The organism is Pseudoxanthomonas sacheonensis, from assembly GCF_010093305.1.
GTDB lineage: Bacteria > Pseudomonadota > Gammaproteobacteria > Xanthomonadales > Xanthomonadaceae > Pseudoxanthomonas_A > Pseudoxanthomonas_A sacheonensis.
Window position 1 is genome coordinate 1 of the sequence record NZ_PDWS01000012.1, and the last position, 23,601, is coordinate 23,601.

General features: G+C 65.2%; 22 protein-coding genes. 15 read left to right on the forward strand and 7 right to left on the reverse strand.

Annotated elements, in window-relative coordinates; genetic code table 11:
* Window positions 1-196: 196 nt before the first annotated feature.
* From asnB to map, 6 genes are all read right to left on the reverse strand, one after another.
* Window positions 197-1,885 carry an asparagine synthase B gene (gene asnB, locus CSC73_RS11215; protein WP_163840522.1) on the reverse strand — a complete coding sequence of 563 codons (1,689 nt, stop codon included), beginning with the start codon at window positions 1,883-1,885 and terminating at the stop codon, window positions 197-199.
* A gap of 458 nt (window positions 1,886-2,343) precedes the next feature.
* Entirely contained in the window at window positions 2,344-3,474 is a 1,131-nt protein-coding gene (gene dapE / locus CSC73_RS11220; protein ID WP_163840523.1) for a succinyl-diaminopimelate desuccinylase, read from the reverse strand.
* Entirely contained in the window at window positions 3,471-3,830 is a 360-nt protein-coding gene (locus CSC73_RS11225; protein ID WP_163840524.1) for a Spx/MgsR family RNA polymerase-binding regulatory protein, read from the reverse strand. Before CSC73_RS11225 ends, dapE begins: the two co-directional genes overlap by 4 nt.
* A gap of 150 nt (window positions 3,831-3,980) precedes the next feature.
* Window positions 3,981-4,832 (reverse strand): 2,3,4,5-tetrahydropyridine-2,6-dicarboxylate N-succinyltransferase, encoded by an 852-nt coding sequence (gene dapD, locus CSC73_RS11230; RefSeq protein ID WP_163840525.1) that lies wholly within the window; start codon window positions 4,830-4,832, stop codon window positions 3,981-3,983.
* Window positions 4,833-4,852: 20 nt separating this feature from the next.
* Window positions 4,853-7,477, reverse strand: coding sequence for a [protein-PII] uridylyltransferase (gene glnD, locus CSC73_RS11235; RefSeq protein WP_163840526.1), 2,625 nt, complete (start codon window positions 7,475-7,477; stop codon window positions 4,853-4,855).
* The gene (gene map, locus CSC73_RS11240) at window positions 7,474-8,268 is read right to left on the reverse strand and encodes a type I methionyl aminopeptidase (RefSeq protein WP_163840527.1); all 795 of its coding nucleotides are present in this window, start codon (window positions 8,266-8,268) and stop codon (window positions 7,474-7,476) included. The genes glnD and map overlap by 4 nt, the downstream gene beginning before the upstream one ends.
* 444 nt (window positions 8,269-8,712) lie before the next feature.
* On the opposite strand from map, the gene CSC73_RS11245 reads away from it, so the two are divergent.
* The 7 genes from CSC73_RS11245 (at window position 8,713) to tsf (ending at window position 15,472) form a co-directional block, all read left to right on the forward strand.
* Window positions 8,713-9,336 carry a hypothetical protein gene (locus tag CSC73_RS11245; RefSeq protein WP_163840528.1) on the forward strand — a complete coding sequence of 208 codons (624 nt, stop codon included), beginning with the start codon at window positions 8,713-8,715 and terminating at the stop codon, window positions 9,334-9,336.
* A 74-nt stretch (window positions 9,337-9,410) separates the two neighbouring features.
* Window positions 9,411-10,046, forward strand: a complete 636-nt coding sequence (locus CSC73_RS11250) for a hypothetical protein (protein ID WP_163840529.1) — start codon at window positions 9,411-9,413, stop codon at window positions 10,044-10,046.
* A complete protein-coding gene (locus CSC73_RS11255; RefSeq protein WP_163840530.1) occupies window positions 10,043-10,522 on the forward strand; it encodes a hypothetical protein in 480 nt (159 codons plus the stop codon). Before CSC73_RS11250 ends, CSC73_RS11255 begins: the two co-directional genes overlap by 4 nt.
* Window positions 10,522-11,322 carry a COG1470 family protein gene (locus tag CSC73_RS11260; RefSeq protein WP_163840531.1) on the forward strand — a complete coding sequence of 267 codons (801 nt, stop codon included), beginning with the start codon at window positions 10,522-10,524 and terminating at the stop codon, window positions 11,320-11,322. The genes CSC73_RS11255 and CSC73_RS11260 overlap by 1 nt, the downstream gene beginning before the upstream one ends.
* Window positions 11,319-13,301 (forward strand): carboxypeptidase-like regulatory domain-containing protein, encoded by a 1,983-nt coding sequence (locus CSC73_RS11265; protein WP_163840532.1) that lies wholly within the window; start codon window positions 11,319-11,321, stop codon window positions 13,299-13,301. The genes CSC73_RS11260 and CSC73_RS11265 overlap by 4 nt, the downstream gene beginning before the upstream one ends.
* 304 nt (window positions 13,302-13,605) lie before the next feature.
* Complete coding sequence (rpsB, locus tag CSC73_RS11270; protein WP_163840533.1) at window positions 13,606-14,433, forward strand: 30S ribosomal protein S2; 828 nt, start codon at window positions 13,606-13,608, stop codon at window positions 14,431-14,433.
* A 160-nt stretch (window positions 14,434-14,593) separates the two neighbouring features.
* Window positions 14,594-15,472 (forward strand): translation elongation factor Ts, encoded by an 879-nt coding sequence (gene tsf, locus CSC73_RS11275; protein ID WP_163840534.1) that lies wholly within the window; start codon window positions 14,594-14,596, stop codon window positions 15,470-15,472.
* A gap of 162 nt (window positions 15,473-15,634) precedes the next feature.
* Here tsf and CSC73_RS11280 read toward each other — a convergent pair whose 3' ends face one another.
* Window positions 15,635-16,330, reverse strand: a complete 696-nt coding sequence (locus CSC73_RS11280; RefSeq protein WP_163840535.1) for an AIM24 family protein — start codon at window positions 16,328-16,330, stop codon at window positions 15,635-15,637.
* Between the two features lie 78 nt (window positions 16,331-16,408).
* Between CSC73_RS11280 and CSC73_RS11285 the strand changes: the two genes are divergently transcribed.
* The 8 genes from CSC73_RS11285 (at window position 16,409) to rseP (ending at window position 23,575) form a co-directional block, all read left to right on the forward strand.
* Window positions 16,409-16,765 carry a cupin domain-containing protein gene (locus tag CSC73_RS11285; RefSeq protein WP_163840536.1) on the forward strand — a complete coding sequence of 119 codons (357 nt, stop codon included), beginning with the start codon at window positions 16,409-16,411 and terminating at the stop codon, window positions 16,763-16,765.
* A gap of 56 nt (window positions 16,766-16,821) precedes the next feature.
* Window positions 16,822-17,547, forward strand: a complete 726-nt coding sequence (gene pyrH / locus CSC73_RS11290; RefSeq protein WP_163840537.1) for a UMP kinase — start codon at window positions 16,822-16,824, stop codon at window positions 17,545-17,547.
* 223 nt (window positions 17,548-17,770) lie between these two features.
* The gene (locus CSC73_RS11295) at window positions 17,771-18,673 is read left to right on the forward strand and encodes a cation diffusion facilitator family transporter (RefSeq protein ID WP_163840538.1); all 903 of its coding nucleotides are present in this window, start codon (window positions 17,771-17,773) and stop codon (window positions 18,671-18,673) included.
* Window positions 18,674-18,766: 93 nt separating this feature from the next.
* Window positions 18,767-19,324: a ribosome recycling factor gene (gene frr, locus CSC73_RS11300; protein ID WP_163840539.1), complete on the forward strand. Its 558-nt coding sequence runs from the start codon at window positions 18,767-18,769 to the stop codon at window positions 19,322-19,324.
* Window positions 19,325-19,349: 25 nt separating this feature from the next.
* A complete protein-coding gene (gene uppS / locus CSC73_RS11305; RefSeq protein WP_163840624.1) occupies window positions 19,350-20,117 on the forward strand; it encodes a polyprenyl diphosphate synthase in 768 nt (255 codons plus the stop codon).
* Complete coding sequence (locus CSC73_RS11310) at window positions 20,114-20,998, forward strand: phosphatidate cytidylyltransferase (RefSeq protein WP_163840540.1); 885 nt, start codon at window positions 20,114-20,116, stop codon at window positions 20,996-20,998. The genes uppS and CSC73_RS11310 overlap by 4 nt, the downstream gene beginning before the upstream one ends.
* Before the next feature lies 1 nt (window position 20,999).
* The gene (gene dxr, locus CSC73_RS11315; RefSeq protein ID WP_163840541.1) at window positions 21,000-22,217 is read left to right on the forward strand and encodes a 1-deoxy-D-xylulose-5-phosphate reductoisomerase; all 1,218 of its coding nucleotides are present in this window, start codon (window positions 21,000-21,002) and stop codon (window positions 22,215-22,217) included.
* Window positions 22,214-23,575: an RIP metalloprotease RseP gene (gene rseP, locus CSC73_RS11320; protein ID WP_163840542.1), complete on the forward strand. Its 1,362-nt coding sequence runs from the start codon at window positions 22,214-22,216 to the stop codon at window positions 23,573-23,575. Before dxr ends, rseP begins: the two co-directional genes overlap by 4 nt.
* The last annotated feature ends 26 nt before the right edge of the window (window positions 23,576-23,601 follow it).

Consider the following 23,601-nt stretch of genomic DNA (forward strand, 5'->3'; position numbering starts at 1 on the left):
TCGGGAGAGGGGTTGGGGTGAGGGTACGGCGGAGTGGAATTGCTGCAACCGAACGCGGAACTAGAATAGTTCTTCACCACTCTCACTTCGCCCTACCCTCACACCCCAAGGGTGCTTGCTGCGCAGCGTCCGCCGTTCGGGCACCCCGTATCAAGTACGGGGCAGGCTCTTCTCCCGAGAGGAGAAGGAAAGCAAATCACAACGCCGCGTTATGCACCCCCGCAATCGCCCGGCCAGACGGATCGGCCGCGCTAGCGAAACTCGCATCCCACGCGATCGCAGCAGGCGACGAACAGGCGATCGACTTGCCGCCCGGCACGGTTTCCGCGGCTGCCGGACTGGGATAAAACTCCTCGAACAGACTGCGGTAGTAATAAGCCTCCTTGGTCAACGGCGAATTGATCGGGAACCGTTTCGCCGCCGCCGCCAGTTCGCGATCGCTGACTTGCGCTTCGGCATGCGCTTTCAACCCATCGATCCAGCCATAGCCCACGCCGTCGCTGAACTGCTCTTTCTGCCGCCAGAGGATGGAATCGGGTAGATAGCCTTCGAACGCCGCCCGCAGGATTCCTTTCTCCATGCGCTCCGGACCCTTCGAGCTCTTGTCGATCATTTTGTACTTGGCGTCCATCTTCATCGCCACTTCCATGAACTCGACGTCCAGGAACGGCACGCGCGGCTCCACGCCCCAGGCCATCATCGACTTGTTGGCGCGCAGGCAGTCGTAGTTGTAGAGCGCATCGAGTTTGCGCACCAGTTCTTCATGGAACTCGCGCCCGTTCGGCGCCTTGTGGAAATAGAGATAGCCGCCGAAAATTTCGTCCGATCCTTCGCCCGACAGCACCATCTTCACCCCCATCGCCTTGATCCGCCGCGCCAGCAGGTACATGGGCGTGGAAGCGCGAATGGTGGTGACGTCGTAGGTTTCGATATGGCGGATCACCTCCGGCAGCGCATCCAGGCCTTCTTCGAAGGTGTATTCGAAACCATGGTGCACGGTATCCAGCGCCTTGGCGGCGACCTCGGCCGCCGCCAGGTCGGGAGAACCCTTCAAGCCGATGGCGAAAGAATGCAACCGCGGCCACCAGGCTTCCGATTTGTCGTCCTCCTCGATGCGATGGCGCGCGTAGCGCGCAGCCACCGCGGTGACCAGCGACGAATCGAGGCCGCCGGACAGCAGCACGCCGTAGGGCACGTCGGTCATCAGCTGGCGATGCACGGCGCGTTCGAACGCTTCACGCAGTTCCTGCTTGTCCACTTGCACGCCGGCGACCGCGTCGTAGTCCCGCCAGGGGCGTTGGTAGTACTTGACCAGTTCGCCGCTCACGTTGTCGTAATAGTGTCCCGGCGGGAACTGGGCCACATCGGCGCAAAGGCCGCTGATGGCCTTCATTTCCGAAGCCACGCACAGCCGTCCTTCGCGGTCATGGCCCCAGTACAGCGGACAGACCCCCATCGGATCCCGTGCGATCAGTGCGCGCTTGCGCAGCTTGTCCCACAACGCGAAGGCGAAGATGCCGTTGAGCCGGTTGAGGAAGGACACGGGTTCGTCTTCGCGGTACAGCGCATTGATGACTTCGCAGTCCGAACCGGTCAGGAACTCATACGGCTGCTTCAATTCCTTCTTCAGCTCGCGGTGGTTGTAGATCTCGCCGTTCACCGCCAGCGCCAGTTCGCCATCGGCCGAACGCAACGGTTGCGAGCCGCCGGCCGGGTCGACGATGGCCAGGCGCTCGTGCACCAGGATCGCTCCCTCATCGGTATAGACGCCGCTCCAGTCGGGACCGCGATGGCGCTGCCGTTGCGAGAGTTCCAGGGCCTGCCGTCGCAGGCCCTGCAGGTCGTCGCCCGGTTGCAGGCCGAAAATACCGAAGATGGAACACATGGGGAAACTCCTGGGATGAAATTCTAAAGGGGCAAAACGAAAAAACCCGCATCTCGCGATGCGGGTTTCCTGTCGGTTCGGCTTGTTCCTGTTCGCCTAGTCGCAGACCCGCATCGGCCGCGCACGATTATTCGTCCGCGCATTATTGCGGCGGTTGGAATTGGAGCGGGCGGAGGCGGAAGCGCTGGGCATGGATTGAAACTAACCGGTTGAAGAGCGGCTGGCAAGCCCTGATTAGCCCCTCTCCCCTCGGGAGAGGGGTTGGGGTGAGGGTACGGCGGAGTGGAATTGCTGCAACCGAACGCGGAACTAGAATAGTTCTTCACCACTCTCACTTCGCCCTACCCTCACACCCCAAGGGTGCTTGCTGCGCAGCGTCCGCCGTTCGGGCACCCCGTATCAAGTACGGGGCAGGCTCTTCTCCCGACGGGAGAAGGGTTAGAAGCAGCAAAAAAAGGTTACGGCAGCAACAATCTCTCGATCAGTCGCCGGTAAAGCGCAGGCAACGCCTCCAGATCCGCAACCGATACGTTCTCGTCCACCTTGTGGATGCTGGCGTTGACCGGGCCAACCTCGATGCATTGAGCGCCCAGCGGCGCTATGAAGCGCGCGTCCGAGGTGCCTCCCGCGGTGCTTTCTTCGGGAGCGGCACCGGCGAACCCGCCCAATACCTCGCGTGCGACGGCACGCAGTCGGCCTTCTGGCGTATAGAAAGGTTCGCCGCCACGGTGCCAGTGCAACTCGTACTCAAGGCCGTGACGGTCGAGCACAGTGCCGATCTCGGTTTCCAGCTGCGCCGCATTCCAGTGCGGGTTGTAGCGCAGGTTGAACAGCACCTTCGCTTCGCCCGGTATCACGTTGTTGGCGCCGGTGCCGGCATTGAAGTTGGAGATCTGCAGGCTGGTAGGCGGAAAGGTTTCGTATCCTTCGTCCCAACGCCGCGCACCGAGTTCGGCCAGTGCCGGCAGGGCCTGGTGGATCGGATTGCGCGCCTTGTCCGGGTAAGCGACGTGACCCTGGATGCCCTTCACGGTGAGCGTAGCCGACAGCGTGCCGCGCCGGCCGACGCGCAGAAGGTCGCCGAGCTTGCGGGTCGAGGACGGCTCGCCGGTAATGCACCAGTCGATGGACTGGCCGCGCGCGCGGAAGGTGTCGGCTACGCGGCGAACTCCGTCGATCGCATCGCCTTCCTCGTCGGAAGTGACCAGCAGCGCGACCGTGCCCGCGTGTTCCGGATGCGCTGCGACGAACTGCTCCAGCGCGACCACGAACGCGGCCACGCTGCCTTTCATGTCGGCGGCGCCGCGCCCGTACAACACGCCATCGCGGACCGTCGGCTGGAACGGATCGCTGGCCCAATCTTCGACCGGCCCGGACGGCACCACATCCGTGTGGCCAAGCATCACGAGCACCGGCGATCCACTGCCATGCGTGGCCCACAGGTTGTCCACTTCGCCGAAGCGCAGGCGCTCGCAGGCGAAGCCGGCGCGCTGCAGACGCACGGCGATCAGTTCCTGGCAACCTTCATCGCGCGGCGTTACCGAACGGCGGCCGATCAACTCGCTGGTCAGCGCGAGGACATCGCTCATTTCCCGATCCCGAAGCGCTGCTTGAAGCCGTTGTCGCTGAAGCCCTGCGTCATCGTTCCATCGTCCGTCACCACCACGGGGCGGCGGATCAACTGCGGGTATTCCCTCAGCAGCAGCTTCCATTCGGCGTCGGAACCTGGCGTCTTGCGGTTCTCAGGCAATTGCCGCCAGGTGGTCGAGGATTTGTTGATCAACGCGTCCCAGCCGCCGGCCTGCTTAGACCACTCCAGCAAGGTTTCCGGGGTGCGTTTGTCGTCGCGGTAGTCGACGAACGAATACGTCACGCCGAAGCGGTCCAGCCATTTGGTGGCTTTCTTGCAGGTGTCGCAGTTTTTCAGTCCGAATAAGGTAGTCATGAAGCTCCTGCGATTTAGAGCCCCTCTCCCAGTGGGAGAGGGGTTGGGGTGAGGGTGCGGCGAAGTCCATATGGTCCGGATATCACGGGCTCCGCCGCACCCTCATCCGGCGCTCCGCGCCACCTTCTCCCAATGGGAGAAGGGAGGAACCTAGTCCGCCAATCCCCGCAACAACTCATTGATCGAAGTCTTGGACCGCGTCTTCTCATCCACCTGCTTCACGATCACCGCGCAATACAGCGAATGCGACCCGTCCGCCGCTGGCAGCGAACCGGACACCACCACGCTCCCCGGCGGCACATACCCGTAGGAAACTTCACGAGTAGCGCGGTTGTAGATCCGCGTGGACTGGCCCAGGAATACGCCCATGCCGATCACGCTGTGATGGCCGACCACCACGCCCTCCACCACCTCCGAGCGCGCGCCGACGAAGCAATGGTCCTCGATGATGGTGGGCGACGCCTGCAAGGGTTCCAGCACCCCGCCGATGCCGACGCCACCGGACAGATGGCAATGCTTGCCGATCTGCGCGCAGGAGCCCACGGTGGCCCAGGTATCGACCATGGTGCCCTCGCCCACGTTGGCGCCGATGTTGACGAAACTGGGCATCAGCACCACGTCCTTGCCGAAGTACGTGCCGCGGCGCGCTACCGCGCCCGGCACCACGCGCACCCCGGCTTCGCGGAAGCGCGCTTGGTCGTAGCCTGCGAAACGCGATTCGACCTTGTCCCAGAACGGCGCTGGCTGCGAATCGATCACCGCCATGTCGTTGACGCGGAAATACAGCAGCACCGCTTTCTTGAGCCATTCGTTGACTTTCCACTTGCCTCCGTCGCCCGGCTCGGCGACACGGAAACCGCCCGATTCCAAACCGGCGATCGCGCGCTCCACCGCAGGCTTCACGGAAGCTTCTATCTCGCCAGCGGCCAGGTCGGCGCGCCGCTCGAACGCGTCTTCGATGAGGGTTCTCAGTGCTGCGTCATCGTGGATCTGGCTGGTCATCTGGTTCCTGTCTTTGCGATCTAAGGGATGTTTTCGAAACTGGTCCGCAGGGCATCGCGCAAGGCCTGCTGGGTCCGTTCGTCGAGCGGCCGGCCGTTGGCGTCGGTGATCTGGAACAAGTCTTCGGCGCGCTCGCCGAAAGTGGCGATGCGCGCGTCGTGCACGTTGAGCCCCTGCGCGCGCAACACCTGCGCCACATCGGACAGCAGGCCGGGGCGGTCGGGCGCCACCAGACTCAACAAAGTGCGGCGCCCATCGGGTGTGCCGCCGAATTCTATTTTCGGTGCGAAGCGGAAGTGCTTGAGCTGCCGGGGTACCGCGCGGCGGGAGGTGCGCACTTTCTCCAGCGGGCCATCCAGCGCGTCGCCCAGGCCGGCTTCGACTTCGGCGGGATCGGAACTGGCGTAGCTGTCGGCGGGCAGGACTTCGAAGGTATCGAAGATGGTGCCGTGCGGGCCATCGAGCACGCGCGCCTGGTGGATGCCGAAACCCATGCGGTCCAGCGTCGCCAGAATGGCGGCGAACAGGCCGCTGCGGTCGGGCGAATGCACGAAGACTTCCAGCGCATTGCCGTCGTCGGCGATGCGGCGCACGCGCACCCGGGTTTCGCCGGGGGCCACGTTGCGCAACGCGCTGGCCTGCCAGGCGATCTGTTCGGGGCGGAAACGAAGGAAACCCTCTTCCGGCATGATCGCGAACAGCGCGTCGGCGGTAGCCGCGTCGAAGCCCTGCACCGCCATCAGCGCGCGCGCCGATTCGCGCGCCTCTTCCATCCGCGCGTCGGCCGCGATCGGCCGTTCCAGGCCCTCGCGCAATACCCGACGCGCAGCGAAGTACAAATCGGCGAGCAAGCGGTCCTTCCACGCGTTCCACAACTTCGGGCTGGTGCCGGCGATATCCGCGCAGGTCAGCAGATACAGATAATCCAGACGCTCGCGGTCGCCCACCAGCGTGGCGAAACGATGGATCACTTCCGCATCGGAGATATCCTGCTTCTGCGCGGTGATCGACATGCGCAGATGCTGCTCGACCAGCCAGACGACCAGCGCAGTGTCGCCCTCGTTGAGTCGGTGCGCCGCGCAGAATTCGCGCGCGTCCACCGCACCCAGTTCGGAATGATCGCCGCCGCGACCCTTGGCGATATCGTGGAAAAGGCCGGCAATCAGCAGCAGCTCCGGCTTGCGCAAGCGCGGCCACACTTCGTGGGCGATGGAAAAACGTTCGTCGGCCCGGCCCGACGAAAACGCGGCGATGTTGCGCAACACCATCAGCGTGTGCTGATCCACGGTGTAGACATGGAAAAGGTCGAACTGCATCCGCCCCGACACCCGGGAAAATGCCGGAATCCACTGCCCCAGCACGCCGAGCCGGGCCATGCGGGTGAGCGTTTCCACGGCCCGCGGCGCGCGCAGCAAGGCCATGAAACCGGCGCGCTGGGCCGCGGTGGCGACTTCGAACGACGGCAGCCGCGTCAGCGATTCGGCCAGCGCGCGCGCGGTGCGCGAGTGCAGCCCCCTCACTTCCGGATGCGCCGCCCACATGGCGAAAAGCGCGAAGACCTGGGAGATATCGGCCTGCGGCCAGGCCGTGTCGCGCGCAGCCAGGTAACCGCGGCGCAGGGCGAAGGAATCGTCCAAAGGTTCGGGCAGCGCCTCGCCATCGAACTGCTCTTCGAACCGCTGCAGCAGACGGTCGCTGACCCGGCGCACGATGGCCGCGCTGCGGTAGAAGCCCTGCATCATCTTCTCGACGCCCAGGGTTTCCTCGTCGTCGGCGAAGCCCAGGCGTTCGGCCAGGGTCTTCTGGTAATCGAAACGCAGACGCTCTTCCGGACGCCCGGCGACCAGGTGCAGCCCGTAGCGCAGGCGGCCGAGCGCACGGCGCTCGCGCGCGAGCGCGGCCGCTTCGTCGGGACCGACATGGCTCAGGCCGATCAACGGCTCCAGTTCGCGCACGCCGAAAGTGCGCAGCGCCATCCAGCCCAGCGTATGCAGATCGCGCAGGCCGCCGGGCCCATCCTTGAGGTTGGGCTCCAGGTTCTCCGAGGTATCGCCGAAACGCGCATGGCGCAGGCGCAACTCCTCGCGCTTGGCCACGAAGAAATCGCGCGGTGGCCAGACCTGCTGCGGAGAGATCGCCGCCGCCAGCGTCGCCTGCGCCGCTTCGTCGGCGCATAGCGCGCGCCATTCGATCAAGGCGGTGAGCACTGTCTGGTCGGACGCGGCCTCGGTACACTGGCCGGGCGAACGCACCGCATGGCTGACCGGCAAACCGGCGTCCCACAGCATCGCGAAAAAACGCGAAAGCGCAGCGTGCTGCGCTTGCTGGGCGTCGCTGTCGGCCAGTACCAGCAGATCGATATCGGACTGCGGGAAGAGCTCTCCGCGCCCGTAGCCGCCGACCGCGAACAAGGCCAGCGGCGCCTCGGCGGGGATGCAGCGCGACCAGGCGTCCTTCAGAAGATGGTCGGCCGCGCGCGCGCGCAGCGCGACCAGGCGGTCCACTTCTTCGCCTTGGTCGAAACGTTTCGCCAGTTTGGCGTCGGAGCCGTTCAGCGCGGCGCGCGCCTGCGCCGACCAGGCCACATCGCTTTCGCTACCCGGCGGCCGCGCTCCAGTTTCTTTTGCGGCTGCCGTGGTGCTCACAGATCGTTGTCGTCGCCCGGTACCCGGGTCAGGATCTCCACGCCGTCCTCGGTCACCGCTACGGTGTGTTCCCACTGCGCGGAAAGCTTGCGGTCCTTGGTGACCACGGTCCAGCCGTCGGGCAGCAGGCGCGTGTAGCGCGTGCCTTCGTTGATCATCGGCTCGATGGTGAAGGTCATGCCGGGCTTGAGCACCACGCCGTCGCCAGACCGGCCGTAGTGCAGCACCTGCGGCTCGTCGTGATAGACCTTGCCGATGCCATGGCCGCAGTATTCGCGCACCACGCTGAAACGCTGCGACTCGGCGTATTCCTGGATGGCATGGCCGACATCGCCCAGCGTGGCGCCCGGCTTGACCGCGCGTATGCCGCGGAACATCGCCTCACGGGTGGTTTCCACCAGACGCTTGGCCATGACCGAAGGCGTGCCCACGTAGTACATGCGGCTGGTGTCGCCGTGCCAGCCGTCCTTGATCACGGTGACATCGATATTGACGGTGTCGCCGTCCTTCAGCACCTTGCCCTCGCTGGGCATGCCATGGCAGATCACGTTGTTGACCGAGGTGCAGACCGTGAACGGGAACGGGATGCGCCCATGGCCGCCACCGTAGCCGACATTGGCGGGGATGGCGTGCTGCACGTTGACGATATGGTCGTGGCAGACCCGGTCCAGTTCGGCCGTGGTCACGCCCGGTTTCACGTAGGGGGCGACGACCTGGAGCACTTCGGCGGCCAGACGGCCGGCAACGCGCATGTGCTCTAGGTCTTCAGGGGTTTTAAGGGTGATGGCCATAAGTGGATTATCGCCGATTTCGCTTTGCTCCTGAACAAAGCCCCCGCCAGGCAAGGCTCACGGGCCTTCGGGCCCATTGAGCGACGGTCGGCACCGATCTTTCCCGCTACACGCGCTGTAGCGACGGCGTGCGCTCACAAAACCGGGCCGCGAAACGCATTTAAATGACGAACAGCGTCACATTTTGAAAAAATGTGAGACATGGTTCTCGTATCTGTGTGTAAATAATTCACACTAGTTTCCTGCCGGGACGCTGGTCACGGGGGCTGCTGGGGTGATTCAGGGGAGTTGGCATGAGTTCTGCTTACACCCCTCCCGAAGCCGGCATCAGCCTGATTCTAAAGGGATTTAAACCGACGATTGCCTTTCGGGCATCGCCAAGCACTTGTTGAACCTGGCAACCGATTTCAGTTCTTCCCAACTCCCTTTAAGGATCAATCGAACATGCGTATTTCCACCAAGACCCTCTTGGCCGCTGCCGCTCTGGCTGTCATGCCGATGATGGCCAACGCCGAATCCACCTACACCACCGGCACCGGCACTCCGATCACCGCCTCCGCCCGTCTGGACTTCCAGATCACCGTTCCCAAAATCCTGTTCCTGCGCGTCGGTACCGGTGCCGATTTCACTACCAACGCCGCCATCAACCTGATCACCTTCAACGTTCCGGCCGCCAACCTCGGCGATGGCACCCCTGTGGCCGCTACCGCCGGTTCGGGCGACGTCGGCAACGGTACCGTGACCGCCAAGGTAGTGGGCAACAACGGCAACGTCACCTTCACCTCCACCACTCTGGGTGCGCTGGGCAATGGCGCGGGCGACACGATCTCTTATGGGCAGATCGGCACCGCGGTAGCGGCCCTGACCTCGCCGACGGCGCTGCCGCACCCGGCCCTGGTCGACGGCGCCACCAGCACCCTGACCCTGACCCCGGTCACCGGCAAAGTGGTGAATCGCGATGCGCGCTGGACCTACACCTACGCCAACAGCGCCGTCGCGGCGCCGGGCACTTACGGTGGCGTGGGCGTCAACAACGGTCGCGTCACCTACACCGCTTCGATGCCGTAACTGCTGCGTCCGCCAGGTCTGGGGGGAGCCGGCTGTTGGTAACCGGCTCCCTTTTTTTGCTTCCCGAGTCCCGCATGAAACGACGAACTTCAATCTCTGCGGCGCTCTGCTCCCTGGTTCTCGCCGGGGCCGCGCCGACAGCGCATGGCTTCACCGTCAACATCTCCAATGGGCTTACTCCGTCGATCTATCTGCGGGTCGGCAACGGCGTCTATACCGGCACTTTCACCAGCAACGGCACGCCCGGCAACGGCGGCGGCATCAATCTGGTGTCGGTCGCCGTGCCTGCGGCCCAGCTGGGCAACGGCACCGCGTTGGCGATGACCGGCAACGGCACCCAGCCGAACAGCAATTACGACGGTTTCGCGTTCTGCAATGTTCCGGCGGAAATCTACGTGGGCGGCTTCAATCGCGGCGGCTTGCTTGCGGGCGGCACCGGCACTTTGAGCGTGACCGCGCCCGCCAGCCTCACCAACGCCGCTGGCGACAGCATTCCCTTCTCGCAGATCACCTGGACCAGCAGTGGCAACGGCGACACCGGCGCGCAACCGTTCCCGTCAGGCGCATTCACCGGCGGCACCCAGACCCTGGCGAGCTTCCCGGTCAATACCTGGCGCGAAAGCTGCCACTCCTTTTCCTATCGCAACAACAACGTGGTGGCCTCTGGCGTCTACAACGGGCGCGTGACCTACACGCTGACCGTGCCATGAGCCGTCACGCACCGTTCTTCGCAGCCATTGCGGCCGCTGCCGTTGCCGCGGCCTGCATCGCTCCGGCCATGGCGCAGACCTACCGGGTGGACGACAGCGCCAGCCAGGTGCTGGGCGGCACCTTGCGCCTCAAACCGCAGCCTCCGGCAGGGCGAGGCCAATTGGATTCGAACGTCACCGGCGAAATCGCCGTGGCCGTACGCCTGGATGTGTCGCCCTGGAAGGGCCGCCAGGCGCGCATCTATCTGACCGTTCCGCCGCGGCCGGGCGCTGCGATCGCCACCCGCTGGAGCACCCAAGGGCGTCTTCTGCCCGGAGAGCTGCACAGCGGGGAGCGCACTCTGGTCTACACCGGTCCGATTCAGACCGACACCCTGGAAGACACCCTGCGCCTGGCGATCCAGGCCGATGGACGCAAACTCCGCCGCGACGAGCAACTGGCGTTCGCGTTCGAAATCGATTTGGGAACGCCCTGATGCCTACGCAAAGCCGCCTCCGACGGATCTTCATCGCCTTTTGCTGCATGGCGCCCGGTCTGGCCTGGGGACAAGGATTCTCCGCCCTGGTTTCGCCGCCGCGAATCGAAGACAGCGCCAAGCCCGGCGAGACCTACCGCAACGTCATCGAAATCACCAATGTTTCCGACAACCCCGCGCACTACACGGTGAAGACCGCCGACTGGACGCTGCAAGCGGACGACACCGTGCAATTCTCCGAGGCGCTGGCGCCGGGAAGCTGCCGCCCGTGGGTGGGATTGGAAGCGGACGGACTGAACATGGCCGCCAACGGCAAGAAGCGCTACCGCTTCGAAGTGGCGGTGCCGGCCGATGCGCCCAGCGGCGAATGCCGCTTCGCGATCATGATCGAAGGCGACCCGGAAAGCGTGGATGGCGGCGTCGCCATTCCGGTGTCCGGACGCATCGGCGTCATCGTCTATCTCACCCTTGGCGATGCCGCCGCGCAGTTGGCGATCGCCGACCAGAAATTGCAGACGGTCGATGGACGACTGCTGCCGGTGCTGTCGGTACGCAATAACGGCAACGCGCACGCGCGCCTGCAGGGTTTCGTCGACGGCAAGGACCGCAGCGGCAAGACCTACGCCTTCGCCCCCTCCACCCTGCCCATCCTCCCCGGCGAAACCCGCGAAATTCCGCTCACGCCGCAAGGCGACAGCGAGGACGCGCCCGCTCCGACGCTGACCTACCCCGTGCAGCTGAAGGGCCGCCTGGACTGGGGCGGGCAGCATCTGGATATCGAGACGACCCTGTCGCGATGAATCCGCGCAATGGACATCCGCGCCTGGCGCTTGCTCTGTGCATCGCCGGCATTCTGGCGATGCGCACCGCATATGCGCAGGCCGGGGACGCTCCGGCGTACCGCGACCGGATCATCGCGCCGGACAACCTGCAGGAATTGCCGCCGGACGAAGAAGCCGGGCAAGACAGCGGCGGATTGCCGCGGTCTTTTCGCATCGAACTGCTCGCCAGCCGCAATGAGCGTGGCGGCGACCGCTACGACGAGTATGGAATTTCCGCGGGCGGCCATTGGGAAACCGCGGACTGGGGCGCGTTCTCGCTGGACGCCACCTTGTTCGACAGCGACCGCAAGCGTTTCGACGGACTGCAGGGCAGTCAAGGCGGACTGGGAGGCGCGGCCACGCTGTGGCAACGCGATCTGTATTTGAATGGCAGCTGGCGCGTGAACAACGGACTCGGCGTGCTGAACACCCCATCGACCCCGCTGCAACGCAGCCAGTACCGTTTCTACCTGCCCACCGTGGCCTTCGCAGGCGTCAGCAGCGAATGGCAGGACGACCGGCGCGGACTATTGGTGCAAGGCTCCTTCGGCCGAGCCGGCCTGTACAACGGCACCCGCATGGTGGGCTTCGAACTGGCCGACGGCGAGGCGGCTTCGCTGGGCGCGCAATGGCAATGGTCGCCGCAGTGGAGCGGTACCGCATCGTTCCTTGGCACCCATGGCCGTATCGTGCCGGACGACCGCGGCGAAGCGGTGCTCGAACAGGGCGACACCCAGGCCTTGTACGCCGCTACCGCCTGGCAGGGCGAACGCGACAGCGTGCAGCTGAATCTGCTGGCCAGCGACAGCGACATCGGCGACGCTGCGGGTGTATGGATAGACGCCAGCGCGCGGCGCGGACGCTACACGCACAACTACGGCGGATACCGCTTGCAGCCCGACCTGGCCTGGGGCGCGCTGCCGATCAACAACGATATCCAGGGCGGTTATTACCGCATCGCCTATCAGTACGCGCGCTGGATCTGGAACGCCAGCGTGGACCGCATCGAATCCATCTCCGGCGCCGGCTTCGACGGCACTTACGCCACCGGATATGCGCGTTACCAGGCCGACAGCACGCTCGGGTACGGCGCCAGCCTCAATCTGCGCCGTTCCGGCGACACCGCCCATAGCGCGCAGCTGTTCCTGGACAAGAGCACCGCCTGGGGCCAGACCCGCGTGCAAATCGACCAGGCCGGCGCCGACGGCGGCCAGGAAAGCTGGCAGGTCAGCGTGGATCAAGCGCTGCCGTTGCAGCAGGGCACCCGCCTTTCGGCCTCCCTGGCCTACGGCGAACTGCACTACGAAAACCAGGACGAAGCGACCCGCGCCGCCACGCTTTCGCTGTATGGCGGGCGCGACATAAGCGAGCGCCTGTCGATCGACGGCAGCGCGCGCTGGACCCATGGCGACGGCGATGGCGCGGTGCGCGGTACCGATTTCAACCTGGGCGTGAACTGGCGCATGACTCCGCGCTGGTCGGTGAATGCGGCGCTTTACCAGAGCACCGGGTCCCAGCGGTCTCCCTTCATCCTCGATCCGCTGGTCACCGAAACCCCTTTCATCTCGCTGCCCCGCGACCGTTCGGTATTCCTGACTCTGCGTTACGAACGCAGCGCCGGGCGGCCGCAGGCGATGCTGGGCGGCGGCTCCAGCGGGCCCGCCGGCTCGGTGGCCGGCAGCTTGTATCTGGACGAAAACGGCGATGGCGTCCGCGCCGCCTCGGAGCAACCCGCCGCCAACGTCACCGTGCTGCTGGACGGCCGCTACGCGGCGCGCACAGACAGTCTGGGCAACTTCGAATTCCCGCGGGTCGCCGCCGGTGCGCATCGCCTGACCGTGGTACCTGACAACCTGCCGCTGCCCTGGTACATCGACGACGCGGCGACCCAGCGAGTAGTGCAGGTGGTGGTCCGGCAGGCGGCACGGGTGGAGATAGGCGCGCGCAGGCAGCGCTGACCCCAGCGCTGCGCTATTTACCCCGCATGCGGTCTGGTTTGCGCCTGGCGGCTACGGACGGCTATAATTCCGCGGCTTTGTCGGGCCAAACCCGCAAGACCGCCCACGCCGGGCGACACCGGTGAATTCACACCTGCTGCCACAGCCCGTGCCGGGGTGCCTCGCGATTCCTTCGGAATCAAGGGGTTCGGACACGGAAGCCGCAGGGAGGCCCAACCCCGGAACCATCGCCTGTCCGCCTACTGCGGCCGGGCGACCGCCTTTACCAAAGCTGGCGGCCGGTTCCCTATCAGGAGTTACTGCAATGCCCCAAGTCACCATGCGCCAGATGCTGGAAGCCGGCGTCCATTTCGGCCACCAGACCCGTTATTGGAACCCCAAGATGGCGCCGTACATCTTCGGCGCCCGCGGCAAGATCCATATCATCAACCTCGAGAAGACCGTGCCGCTGTTCAGCGACGCGATGAACTTCATCTCCGGCATCGCCCAGAAGCGCGGCACCGTGCTGTTCCTGGGTACCAAGCGCAGCGCGCGCGAGCCGATGAAGGAAGAAGCGCAGCGTTGCGGCCAGCCGTACATGACCCAGCGCTGGCTGGGCGGCACCCTGACCAACTTCGCCACGGTGAAGAAGTCGGTGGCGCGCCTGAAGGAACTGGAAGCCGGCGAAACCGACGGCACCTTCGACAAGCTGGTCAAGCACGAAGTGCTGGGCCTGCGCCGCGAGCGCGAGAAGCTGGAAGCCTCGCTGGGCGGCATCAAGGAAATGAACCGCCTGCCCGACGCGCTGTTCGTGATCGACATCGGCCATGAAGACATCGCCATCAAGGAAGCCAAGAAGCTCGGCATTCCGGTGATCGCCGTGGTCGACAGCAACTACGACCCGGCCCTGGTCGACTACCCGATCCCGGGCAACGACGACGCCATCCGTGCCGTGCAGCTGTACGCACGCGCCGCCGCCGACGCCGTGCTGGAAGGCAAGGCCGCCGCTCCCAATTCGGCCTCCGTGCGCGAGGAAGAGTTCGTGGAGCTGGGCGCCGACGGCAAGCCCGCCAACAAGGCGCCGCGCGGCCGCGCACCGGCCAAGAAGGCCGGCACCAAGGCCGAGTCCGAGAACGGCCAAGCCGCCGAGTAATCGCATTGCCATGCCGCCACGCCATGATGCGTGGTGGCTGCGCCATCCATAAAGGCGGGTTCCGGCCCGCCGCGGTTTCACAACAATGGCCGGCTCCGAACCGGCCGGTTAATTCATAACGGCGGGCCTGGGCCCGCCCTACGCATATCGAGGTAATTCCGTGGAAATCACAGCTTCCCTGGTCAAGGAACTGCGCGAGCGCACCGGCGCCGGCATGATGGAGTGCAAGAAGGCGCTCACCGAAAACGGCGGCGACATCGACGTCTCCGCCGAGTGGCTGCGCAAGCAGGGCCTGGCCAAGGCCGACAAGAAGGCCGACCGCGTCGCCGCCGAAGGCCGCATCGCCGTGGCCCAGACCGACGGCAAGGCCGTGCTGGTCGAAATCAATTCCGAAACCGACTTCGTCGCCAAGGACACCAACTTCCTGTCGTTCGCCGATTCGGTGGCCCAGGCCGCCCTGTCCTCCGGCGCAGCCGATGCCGACGCGTTGAAGGCGGCCAAGGTCGCTTCCGGCGAGACCGTCGAGGAAGCCCGCGCTGCCGCCATCGCCAAGCTGGGCGAGAACATCCTGATCCGCCGTCTGGCCCGTGTGGGCAGCGCCAATAACGTCGCGGCCTATGTGCATGGCGGCAGGATCGGCGTGCTGGTCGAACTGAAAGGCGGAGACGCCGAACTGGCGCGCGGCCTGGCCATGCATGTGGCGGCGATGAATCCGCCTTACGTGAAGGCCAGCGATGTGCCGGCCGACTTCGTGGCCAAGGAAAAGGAAATCGAGCTTGCCAAGATGACCGACAAGGACAAGGCCAAGCCGGCCGACATCCTGGAGAAGATCATCGGCGGCAAGATCGCCAAGATCGTCAACGAAGTCACCCTGTACGGCCAGCCCTACGTGCTGGACACCAACCAGAACGTGGAAGCCGTGCTGAAGGCCGCCGGCGCCGAAGTGGTGGGTTTCCAGCGCCTGGCCGTCGGCGAAGGCATCGAGAAGGTGGTGGAAGACTACGCCGCCGAAGTGATGAAGCAGGCGGGTTTGGCGTAAGCGCCGGCTTCCCGCAGCAAGCAAAAAAGCCGCGGATTCCGCGGCTTTTTGTTGGTGTAGGTCGGGGCTACGCCCCCGACACGATGTTTGCCATAAGTCCATACCGGCCCTGATTTTCGGTTGCGCGCATGACCCTTGTCGGGGACGTAGCCCCGACCTACTTCATTCCTTGGCCTGGAACACCACTTCCTCGTAAGGCTGCACCACCACCCAGCCCTCGCCGGCGAACCTCAGCTGCACGCTTTCGCCCGAGCCGCGGCCCAGCAGCGTGCCCAGGGAAATATCGGTGACGATTTCCGGGGTCAGGCCGCCGGACCAGGCGACGGTGGCGTTGGGATCGGTGAACACCGGGCCGGTCTGGGCGTTGACCGGCAAGGTCAGCGGTTCGTAGTGCGAAGTGATGGCGACGATACCGCTGCCGCTCAGGCGCACGTTGAACAGGCCGCCGGAGAGCATGCCGGCCACCTTGCGCATCATGGTGATCTTGCTTTCGATGCCCGACTCGACCGCCAGCACGTCGTTGCCGTTGACGAAGATCGCTTCGCCGGCCAGGCGCAGCAGGGTGATCTTCTTGCCGGCGTCGGCCAGGTACACGCGGCCCTCGCCTTCCACCTTCATCAGCTGCATGCCTTCGCCACTGACCATTTTCTTCAACAGGTTGCCCAGACCCTGCTCCATGATGCCCTGGCGGGTGAACTTCACGCTGCCCTTGCGCGCCACCATGGACCCGGCCTTGGCCCAGACCATGCCGTTCAGGCGCACCTCGAGCATGTGCGCGCTTTCCAGTTCGAAAGCGTCGCTGCCTACGTCTTTTTCCTTCGACGCGGCCAGGAATTCCTGCAGGGTACGTACACTCATATCCGCTCCTTGATGATGGACGGGCGACGATTCGCCACGATCGACATAATAAGTCCTCCTTGCCCTGGAACCTCGGCCATGTCCGGCATCGTCCGCATTCCGCATCACACCGCCGGCAGCACGCCGGAAGCCGTAGCCGGCGAGCGTCTGGTCGCGGGCGCGCCGATGCAGACGATCGCCAATGCTTACTCCGACGTGGGCAATGCTTTCCATTGCGGCATCTGGGAAGGCGGAGTGGGCGCATGGCGGGTCAGCTACTCCGAGCACGAGTTCTGCCACCTGCTCGACGGCTGCGTGCGACTGCTCGGCGACGACGGCAGCGACGTAATGCTGCGGCCCGGCGACAGCTTCGTGATACCTGCCGGTTTCGAAGGCGTGTGGGAAGTCCTGGAACCAGCACGCAAGCTCTACGCGGTCTACGAACCCCGGGCCTGACGGCTGTTGCGGCCTCGGCTAGAATGTGTGCGTTTACCCCCACGCCAGAGATGCCCATGACCGCTCCGCTCGCCTATCGCCGCATCCTGCTCAAACTTTCCGGCGAGGCGTTGATGGGCGCCGAAGATTACGGCATCGATCCGGCCGTGATCGGGCGCATCGCCCGCGAGATCATCGAGGCGCGCGAAGCCGGCGCCGAAATCGGCCTGGTGATCGGCGGCGGCAACATCTTCCGCGGCGCCGGTCTGGCCGCCAGCGGCATGGACCGGGTCACCGGCGACCAGATGGGCATGCTGGCCACGGTGATCAACGCGCTGGCCATGCAGGACGCGCTGGAAAAGCTTGGCGCGCGCGTGCGCGTCATGAGCGCGCTGAAGATCAACGACGTATGCGAGGACTACATCCGCCGCCGCGCCGTGCGCCATCTGGAGAAGGGCCGCATCGCCATCTTCGCCGCCGGTACCGGCAATCCTTTCTTCACCACCGATTCGGGCGCGGCCTTGCGCGCGATCGAGATCGGCGCGGACCTCCTGCTGAAAGCGACCAAGGTGGACGGCGTGTACGACCGCGACCCGGGCAAGTTCCCCGATGCCGTGCGTTTCGACCAGCTGACCTACGACGAAGTCCTGAGCCGCGACCTGCAGGTCATGGATACCGCCGCCTTCGCCCTGTGCCGCGACAGCGACGTGCCGCTGCGCATTTACGACCTGTCGGTGCCGGGCAACCTGATGCGCATACTGCGTGGCGAGAACATCGGCACGCTGGTGAAAGGACGCAGCTGAGGCTGCGAGCTAGCGAGATTTTGCTTCGCCCCCTTTGAAGCGCTTTTCAACAGCCGAATGGCTGGTCAAAAGGGGGCTACGGGGGATTTGCTCTTGATCTTGCTCTAAGGCGAGCAACAGCAAAAGCAAATCCCCCTCGATCCCCCTTTTTCAAAGGAGGAAGGCACCGGCCGATTCCTGATGTAATTGTGTCCGCCAAGCTGCATTAGCCAGGCTATCGCACATGGCACACACCCACTCCCATGGTTCCGCTACGCACGCCTTCGGCTGGGCCATCGTGGTCAATCTGGCCTATACGGCCCTGGAAGCCGGCTATGGTTTCCATACCAACTCGCTGGCCCTGCTCTCCGATGCCCTGCACAACCTGGGCGACGTGCTGGGGCTGGGTCTGGCCTGGGCGGCCGCCAAACTGGCGCAACGTCCGCCCACCCAAAGCCACACCTATGGATGGCGTCGCGCCACGCTGTTGTCGCCGCTGGCCAATTCCATCCTACTGATGGGGTTTGCCGGGGCCCTGGGCTGGGAAGCCATCCGGCGTTTCAGCGCACCGCCCTCCATCCCGGCCATGCCGGTGATGGTGGTCGCAGGGATAGGGATCTTCGTGAATCTGGGCGCGGCGTGGCTGCTGCGCGGCGGGCATGGGCACGACTTGAACAAGCGCGGCGCATTCCTGCATCTGTTAGCCGACGCTGCGGTCTCGCTGGCGGCGGTATTGGCGGGCGCGGGCATGCTGGCGTTTGGGTGGGCTTGGCTGGACCCCGCCATTGCCCTGCTGGTGGGCGTGGTGATCGCGGTCGGTACCTTCGGCCTGCTGCGCGACAGCTTCAACGCGGCCATGGATGCGGTACCCGCCCACATCGATCAGTCGGAAGTGCAAGCCTTCCTTTCGTCCCAACCCGGGGTGGAAGCGGTCCATCACTTGCACATCTGGCCGCTGGGCGCCAACGAGATCGCCCTCACCGCGCACCTGGTGCGTCCGGAAGACCAGGACCACGATGCTTTCATCGACGCCACCACGCATGCGCTGGACCACCGCTTCGGCATCAACCACGCCACCTTGCAGATCGAACGCGGCATGGCCTGCGGGCACGACCTGCACGATGCCGCGCCGCATCATTCGCATTGATCGCGGCAGGCCGGCCGTCCTGGAACCCCAACCGGTCCAGCAGGCAAACCCCGTATAATCAGGGGTTCGTAGAAACTGCTATGGAATCCGGCGATGCTCAACGAAATCAAGAAAGACGCCCAGGCGCGCATGGCCAAGAGCATCGAGGCGCTGCGTCACGACCTGACCAAGCTGCGTACCGGCCGCGCCACCACCGCGCTGGTCGATCATCTGAAGGTCAACTACTACGGCTCGGACATGCCGCTGACCCAGGTCGCCAGCGTGACGGTGACCGATGCGCGTTCGCTCACGATCAGCCCGTGGGAAAAGCAGATGGTCTCGGCGGTGGAAAAAGCGATCCTGGCTTCGGACCTGGGCCTGACCCCCAATACCGCCGGCACGGTGATCCGCATCAATATTCCCGCGCTGACCGAAGAACGCCGCCGCGAGCTGTCCAAGCACGTGCATGGCGAAGGCGAAAACTCCAAGATCGCCATCCGCAACATCCGTCGCGACGCCAACCAGCAGGTCAAGGACCTGTTGAAGGAAAAGGAAATCACCGAGGACGAGGAACGTCAGACCCAGGACGAGATCCAGAAACTCACCGACAAGGCGATCAAGGACGTCGATGACGTGGTGAAGGCGAAAGAGCAGGAACTGATGTCCGTCTGACGCAGTCGCATACCCGATGACTGCCATGCCGCCCGCATCCACCCCCGTCCCTGCCGCCGTGCCGCGACACCTCGCCGTCATCATGGACGGCAACGGGCGCTGGGCCGAGCGCCGCCGGCGTCCGCGCATCATCGGCCATCGCGCCGGCGCGCGCGCAGTCAACGTGTGCATCGATTTCTGCCTCGAGCGAGGCATACGCGCGCTGACCCTGTTCGCCTTCTCCAGCGAGAACTGGGGGCGTCCGCAGGAAGAAGTAGGCGCGCTGATGAAGCTTTTCATGAATGCGCTGGACCGCGAAGTGGAGGAGCTGGACCGCCGCGGCGTGCGCGTGCGTTTCATCGGCGAGCGCGAGCGCTTTTCGCCGGGCATCCGCGAACGCATGGACGCCGCCGAAAACCAGACCCGCGGAAACCAGCGACTCGACCTGGTCATCGCCGCCAGCTACGGCGGACGCCAGGACATAGCCGCCGCCGCGCGCGCGCTGGCCGCCGACGTCTCCGCAGGCCTGCTGCGCGTGGAGGACATCGACGAAGCGGCGGTCGCATCGAGAATGGCGCTGGCCGACCTGCCGCCGCCCGATCTTTTCATCCGTACCGGCGGCGATCACCGCATCAGCAATTTCCTGCTGTGGCAGCTGGCCTATACGGAACTGTGGTTCACCGAACTTCTCTGGCCGGAACTGGACGCCGCCACCCTGCAATCGGCCATCGACGATTACGCGCGCCGCGAGCGCCGTTTCGGACTGACCAGCGCACAGGTGGCCGACGCCACCACGGAGCAATCACCCGCATGACCAGAACCCGAATCATCGCCGCGCTGGTCATGGCGCCCGTCGCGATCGCCGCGATCCTGCTCCTGCCCACGCAATGGTTGTCCGCAGCCGTGGCGCTGGTGTTTTTGATCGGGCTGTGGGAATGGTTCAAGCTGGCGGAAATCGACGATACGTTGTCGCGCACGCTGCTGCTGATAGCGAACCTGATGCTGATGGTGCTGCTGCTGTGGGCTTCGCGCACCGGTTCCGGGCTTTCGCCTGCGCTTTTCCAGATCGTCGTCCTGGCCGGCGTCGTCTGGTGGTTCCTGTCGCTGCTGTGGCTGCGGTTCTTCAACTTCGCCTCCGACCATGAGACCTACGCCCGGGTCTTCAAGCTGGCCGCCGGCACGCTTGCCGTGATTCCCGCCTGGTGCGCGCTTTGCCTGATCCACTCCGACAACTTCCAGACGCCCGCCGCCGACAGCGTAGACAACCTGATGGGCCATCTCTGGCTTCTTGCGGCGCTGGTCATCGTGTGGGCCGCCGATAGCGGCGCCTATTTCGCCGGCCGCCATTTCGGCGGCAGGCTGTTCGGAAACCGCAAACTCGCGCCGCGCATCAGCCCCAACAAGACCATCGAAGGCCTGTTGGGAGGATTGCTGGCGGGCGTCGCGGCGGGGCTTCTGTTCGCGGCATTCGCCGGGCTGACCCCGCCCCAGGTTCCGGCCTTTATCGTGGTGGCCGTCGTCACGGTATTGTTCTCGGTAGTGGGCGACCTGTTCGAAAGCCTGCTCAAGCGCCACGTCGGCGCGAAGGATTCGGGCACTCTGATTCCCGGTCACGGCGGCTTCCTGGATCGCCTGGACGGCGTGCTGGCGGCTTTGCCGATCTTCGCGCTGGGTAAAGAACTGTTCGGCTTCTGACATGACCTCTGCGCGCGCCATCGCGGTACTCGGAGCCACCGGCTCGATCGGCGCCTCGGCGCTGGACGTGATCGCGCGCCATCCCGACCGGTTGCGGGCTTCGGTGCTCAGCGCCGGTACGCAGGTAGATGCACTGATTGCGCTTTGCGTGTCCCATCGCCCCGCCCACGCGGTGATCGCCGACCCATCGCGTTTCGCTGCGCTGCGCGACGGCTTGCGCGAGGCCGGGCTGGACACTCAGGCGCATGCCGGGGACGCAGCGCTGGAGGCCCTGGTTTCGGGCGATGCATGCGACACGGTCATCGCCGCGATCGTGGGTGCCGCCGGCCTGGGCTCCACCCTGGCCGCCGCACGCGCCGGCAAGCGCCTGCTGCTGGCCAACAAGGAATCGCTGGTGCTGGCCGGGGAGCTGCTCATGGCCGCGGCGAACAGCGCAAATGCCGAGATCATCCCGATAGACAGCGAGCACAACGCCGTCTTCCAGTGCCTGCGTTCACGCCAGACTCAGGGCGATGTGCGGCGCATTGTGCTCACCGCTTCGGGTGGGCCGTTCCGGGGCCGCAGCCGGGATTCGCTGGCCTCGGTCACGCGCGAGCAGGCCATCGCCCACCCCAAATGGTCGATGGGCCCCAAGATCTCGGTCGATTCGGCCACGCTGATGAACAAGGGCCTGGAACTGATCGAAGCCCACCATCTGTTCGACATGCCCGGCGAAAAGCTGGGCGTACTGGTGCATCCGCAAAGCCTGGTGCATTCGCTGGTGGAATTCGTCGATGGCTCGACACTGGCTCAACTGGGACTACCCGACATGCGCACCTCGCTGGCGGTAGGCCTGGGCTGGCCGCAGCGGATCGAATCGGGCGTGGCCGGATTGGATCTGCTGGCCCAGGGCCGGCTCGATTTCGAAGCGCCCGACACCGACGCCTTCCCCTGCCTGCGCCTGGCCTGGCAGGCGCTGGAAGCCGGCGGCAGCGCGCCCGCGGTGCTGAACGCCGCCAACGAGGTCGCTGTTTCAGCCTTTCTTCAGGGCCGAATCGGTTTCCTAGCCATTCCCGCGCTGGTCGAGGAGACTCTCGCCCGATTGCCCGCAGCCCCGGCCGAGTCGCTGGAAGCGCTGCTGGCGACCGACGCGCAGGCGCGACGCCTCGCCGAACACGCCCTCACGCAGCATGCCGTCTCACAACTAGCGCAATCACAAGGCCACAAGCTCCCCGCATGAGTGACATCGTTGGCTCAATCTGGTGGATGGTCGTGGCCTTGGGCGTCCTGGTGACGTTCCACGAATTCGGCCATTACTGGGTAGCCAAGCGCTGCGGCGTGAAGGTGCTGCGCTTTTCGGTGGGTTTCGGCAAGCCGCTGTGGTCGCGCCGCGACCGCCATGGGACCGAGTTCGCCATAGCCGCCATCCCATTGGGCGGCTACGTGAAGATGCTGGACGAGGCCGAGGGCGACGTCCCCGCCGCCGACCTGCCGCAGGCCTTCAACCGCAAGCCTGTGCTGCAACGCATCGCCATCGTCGCGGCGGGGCCCATCGCCAACCTGGTGCTGTGCGTGGCGCTGCTGTGGGCCATGTTCGTGATCGGGCGGCAGGATTACAGCGCCACGGTAGGTCAGGCGCGCGGTCTGGCCGCCAAGGCCGGTTTCGTGGCCGGCGACAGGATCCAGGCGGTCGATGGCCAGACCATCAACACCTGGGGCGACGCCCTGCAGGCCATGACCACGGCGGCGATGGACCGCCATGACCCGCAGATCGTGGTTTCCGACCGGATGGGAGTCGAGCACACCCGCAGCCTTTCGCTTACGGATTTGCCGCCCGGCTTCGACCAGGAGAATGTGGCCGGGCTTGCCGGCTTCGCCTGGCAGCACCAATTGGCCCCGGCCCTGGTCGAAAAGACCCAGCCCGGCTCGCCTGCCTCCAAGGTGCTGGTCGCCGGCGACCGGATCACTGCTGTCGATGGCGATCCGGTCCGCAGCTTCGGAGATATCTCGCCGCTGGTGCAGAAGCTGGGAGCACGGGGCGGCGCCGCCATGATCGAGGTCGAGCGGAACGGCGAACGCCTGGCGCTCGACATCCAGCCGGTCTGGTGGCGCGACCCGGACTCGGGCAAGGAATATTGGACCCTGGGCATCGCGCCCCCGGCCCAGCTACAGCCCGCAGCCTACGACGCCAAACAGCAATTCGGCCCGCTGGCTGCGATCCCGGCGGCGTTCAGGGAAACCGGCAAGCTGGCTTCCGGTTCGCTGGGCATGATTCGCCGCATGCTGACTGGGCAGGCCTCGATCAAGAACATTTCCGGCCCCATCACCATCGCCCAGGTAGCCAATGCGACGGCCAAGCGCGGCGTCGACTGGTTCCTGTATTTCCTGGCTTTGCTGTCGCTCAGCCTGGCCATCATCAACCTGATGCCGATCCCGGTCTTGGACGGCGGGCACCTGCTGTATTACCTTATAGAGTTGGTCAAAGGCAGTCCGCTTAGCGAGCGCGCCATGGCCACCGGGCAATACGTGGGTCTGGCCATGCTGGCCAGCCTGATGGGTCTGGCGTTCTACAACGACATTTTCCGTCTGGTGACCTGATGGCCCTGCTTTCCCGGATATTCCCG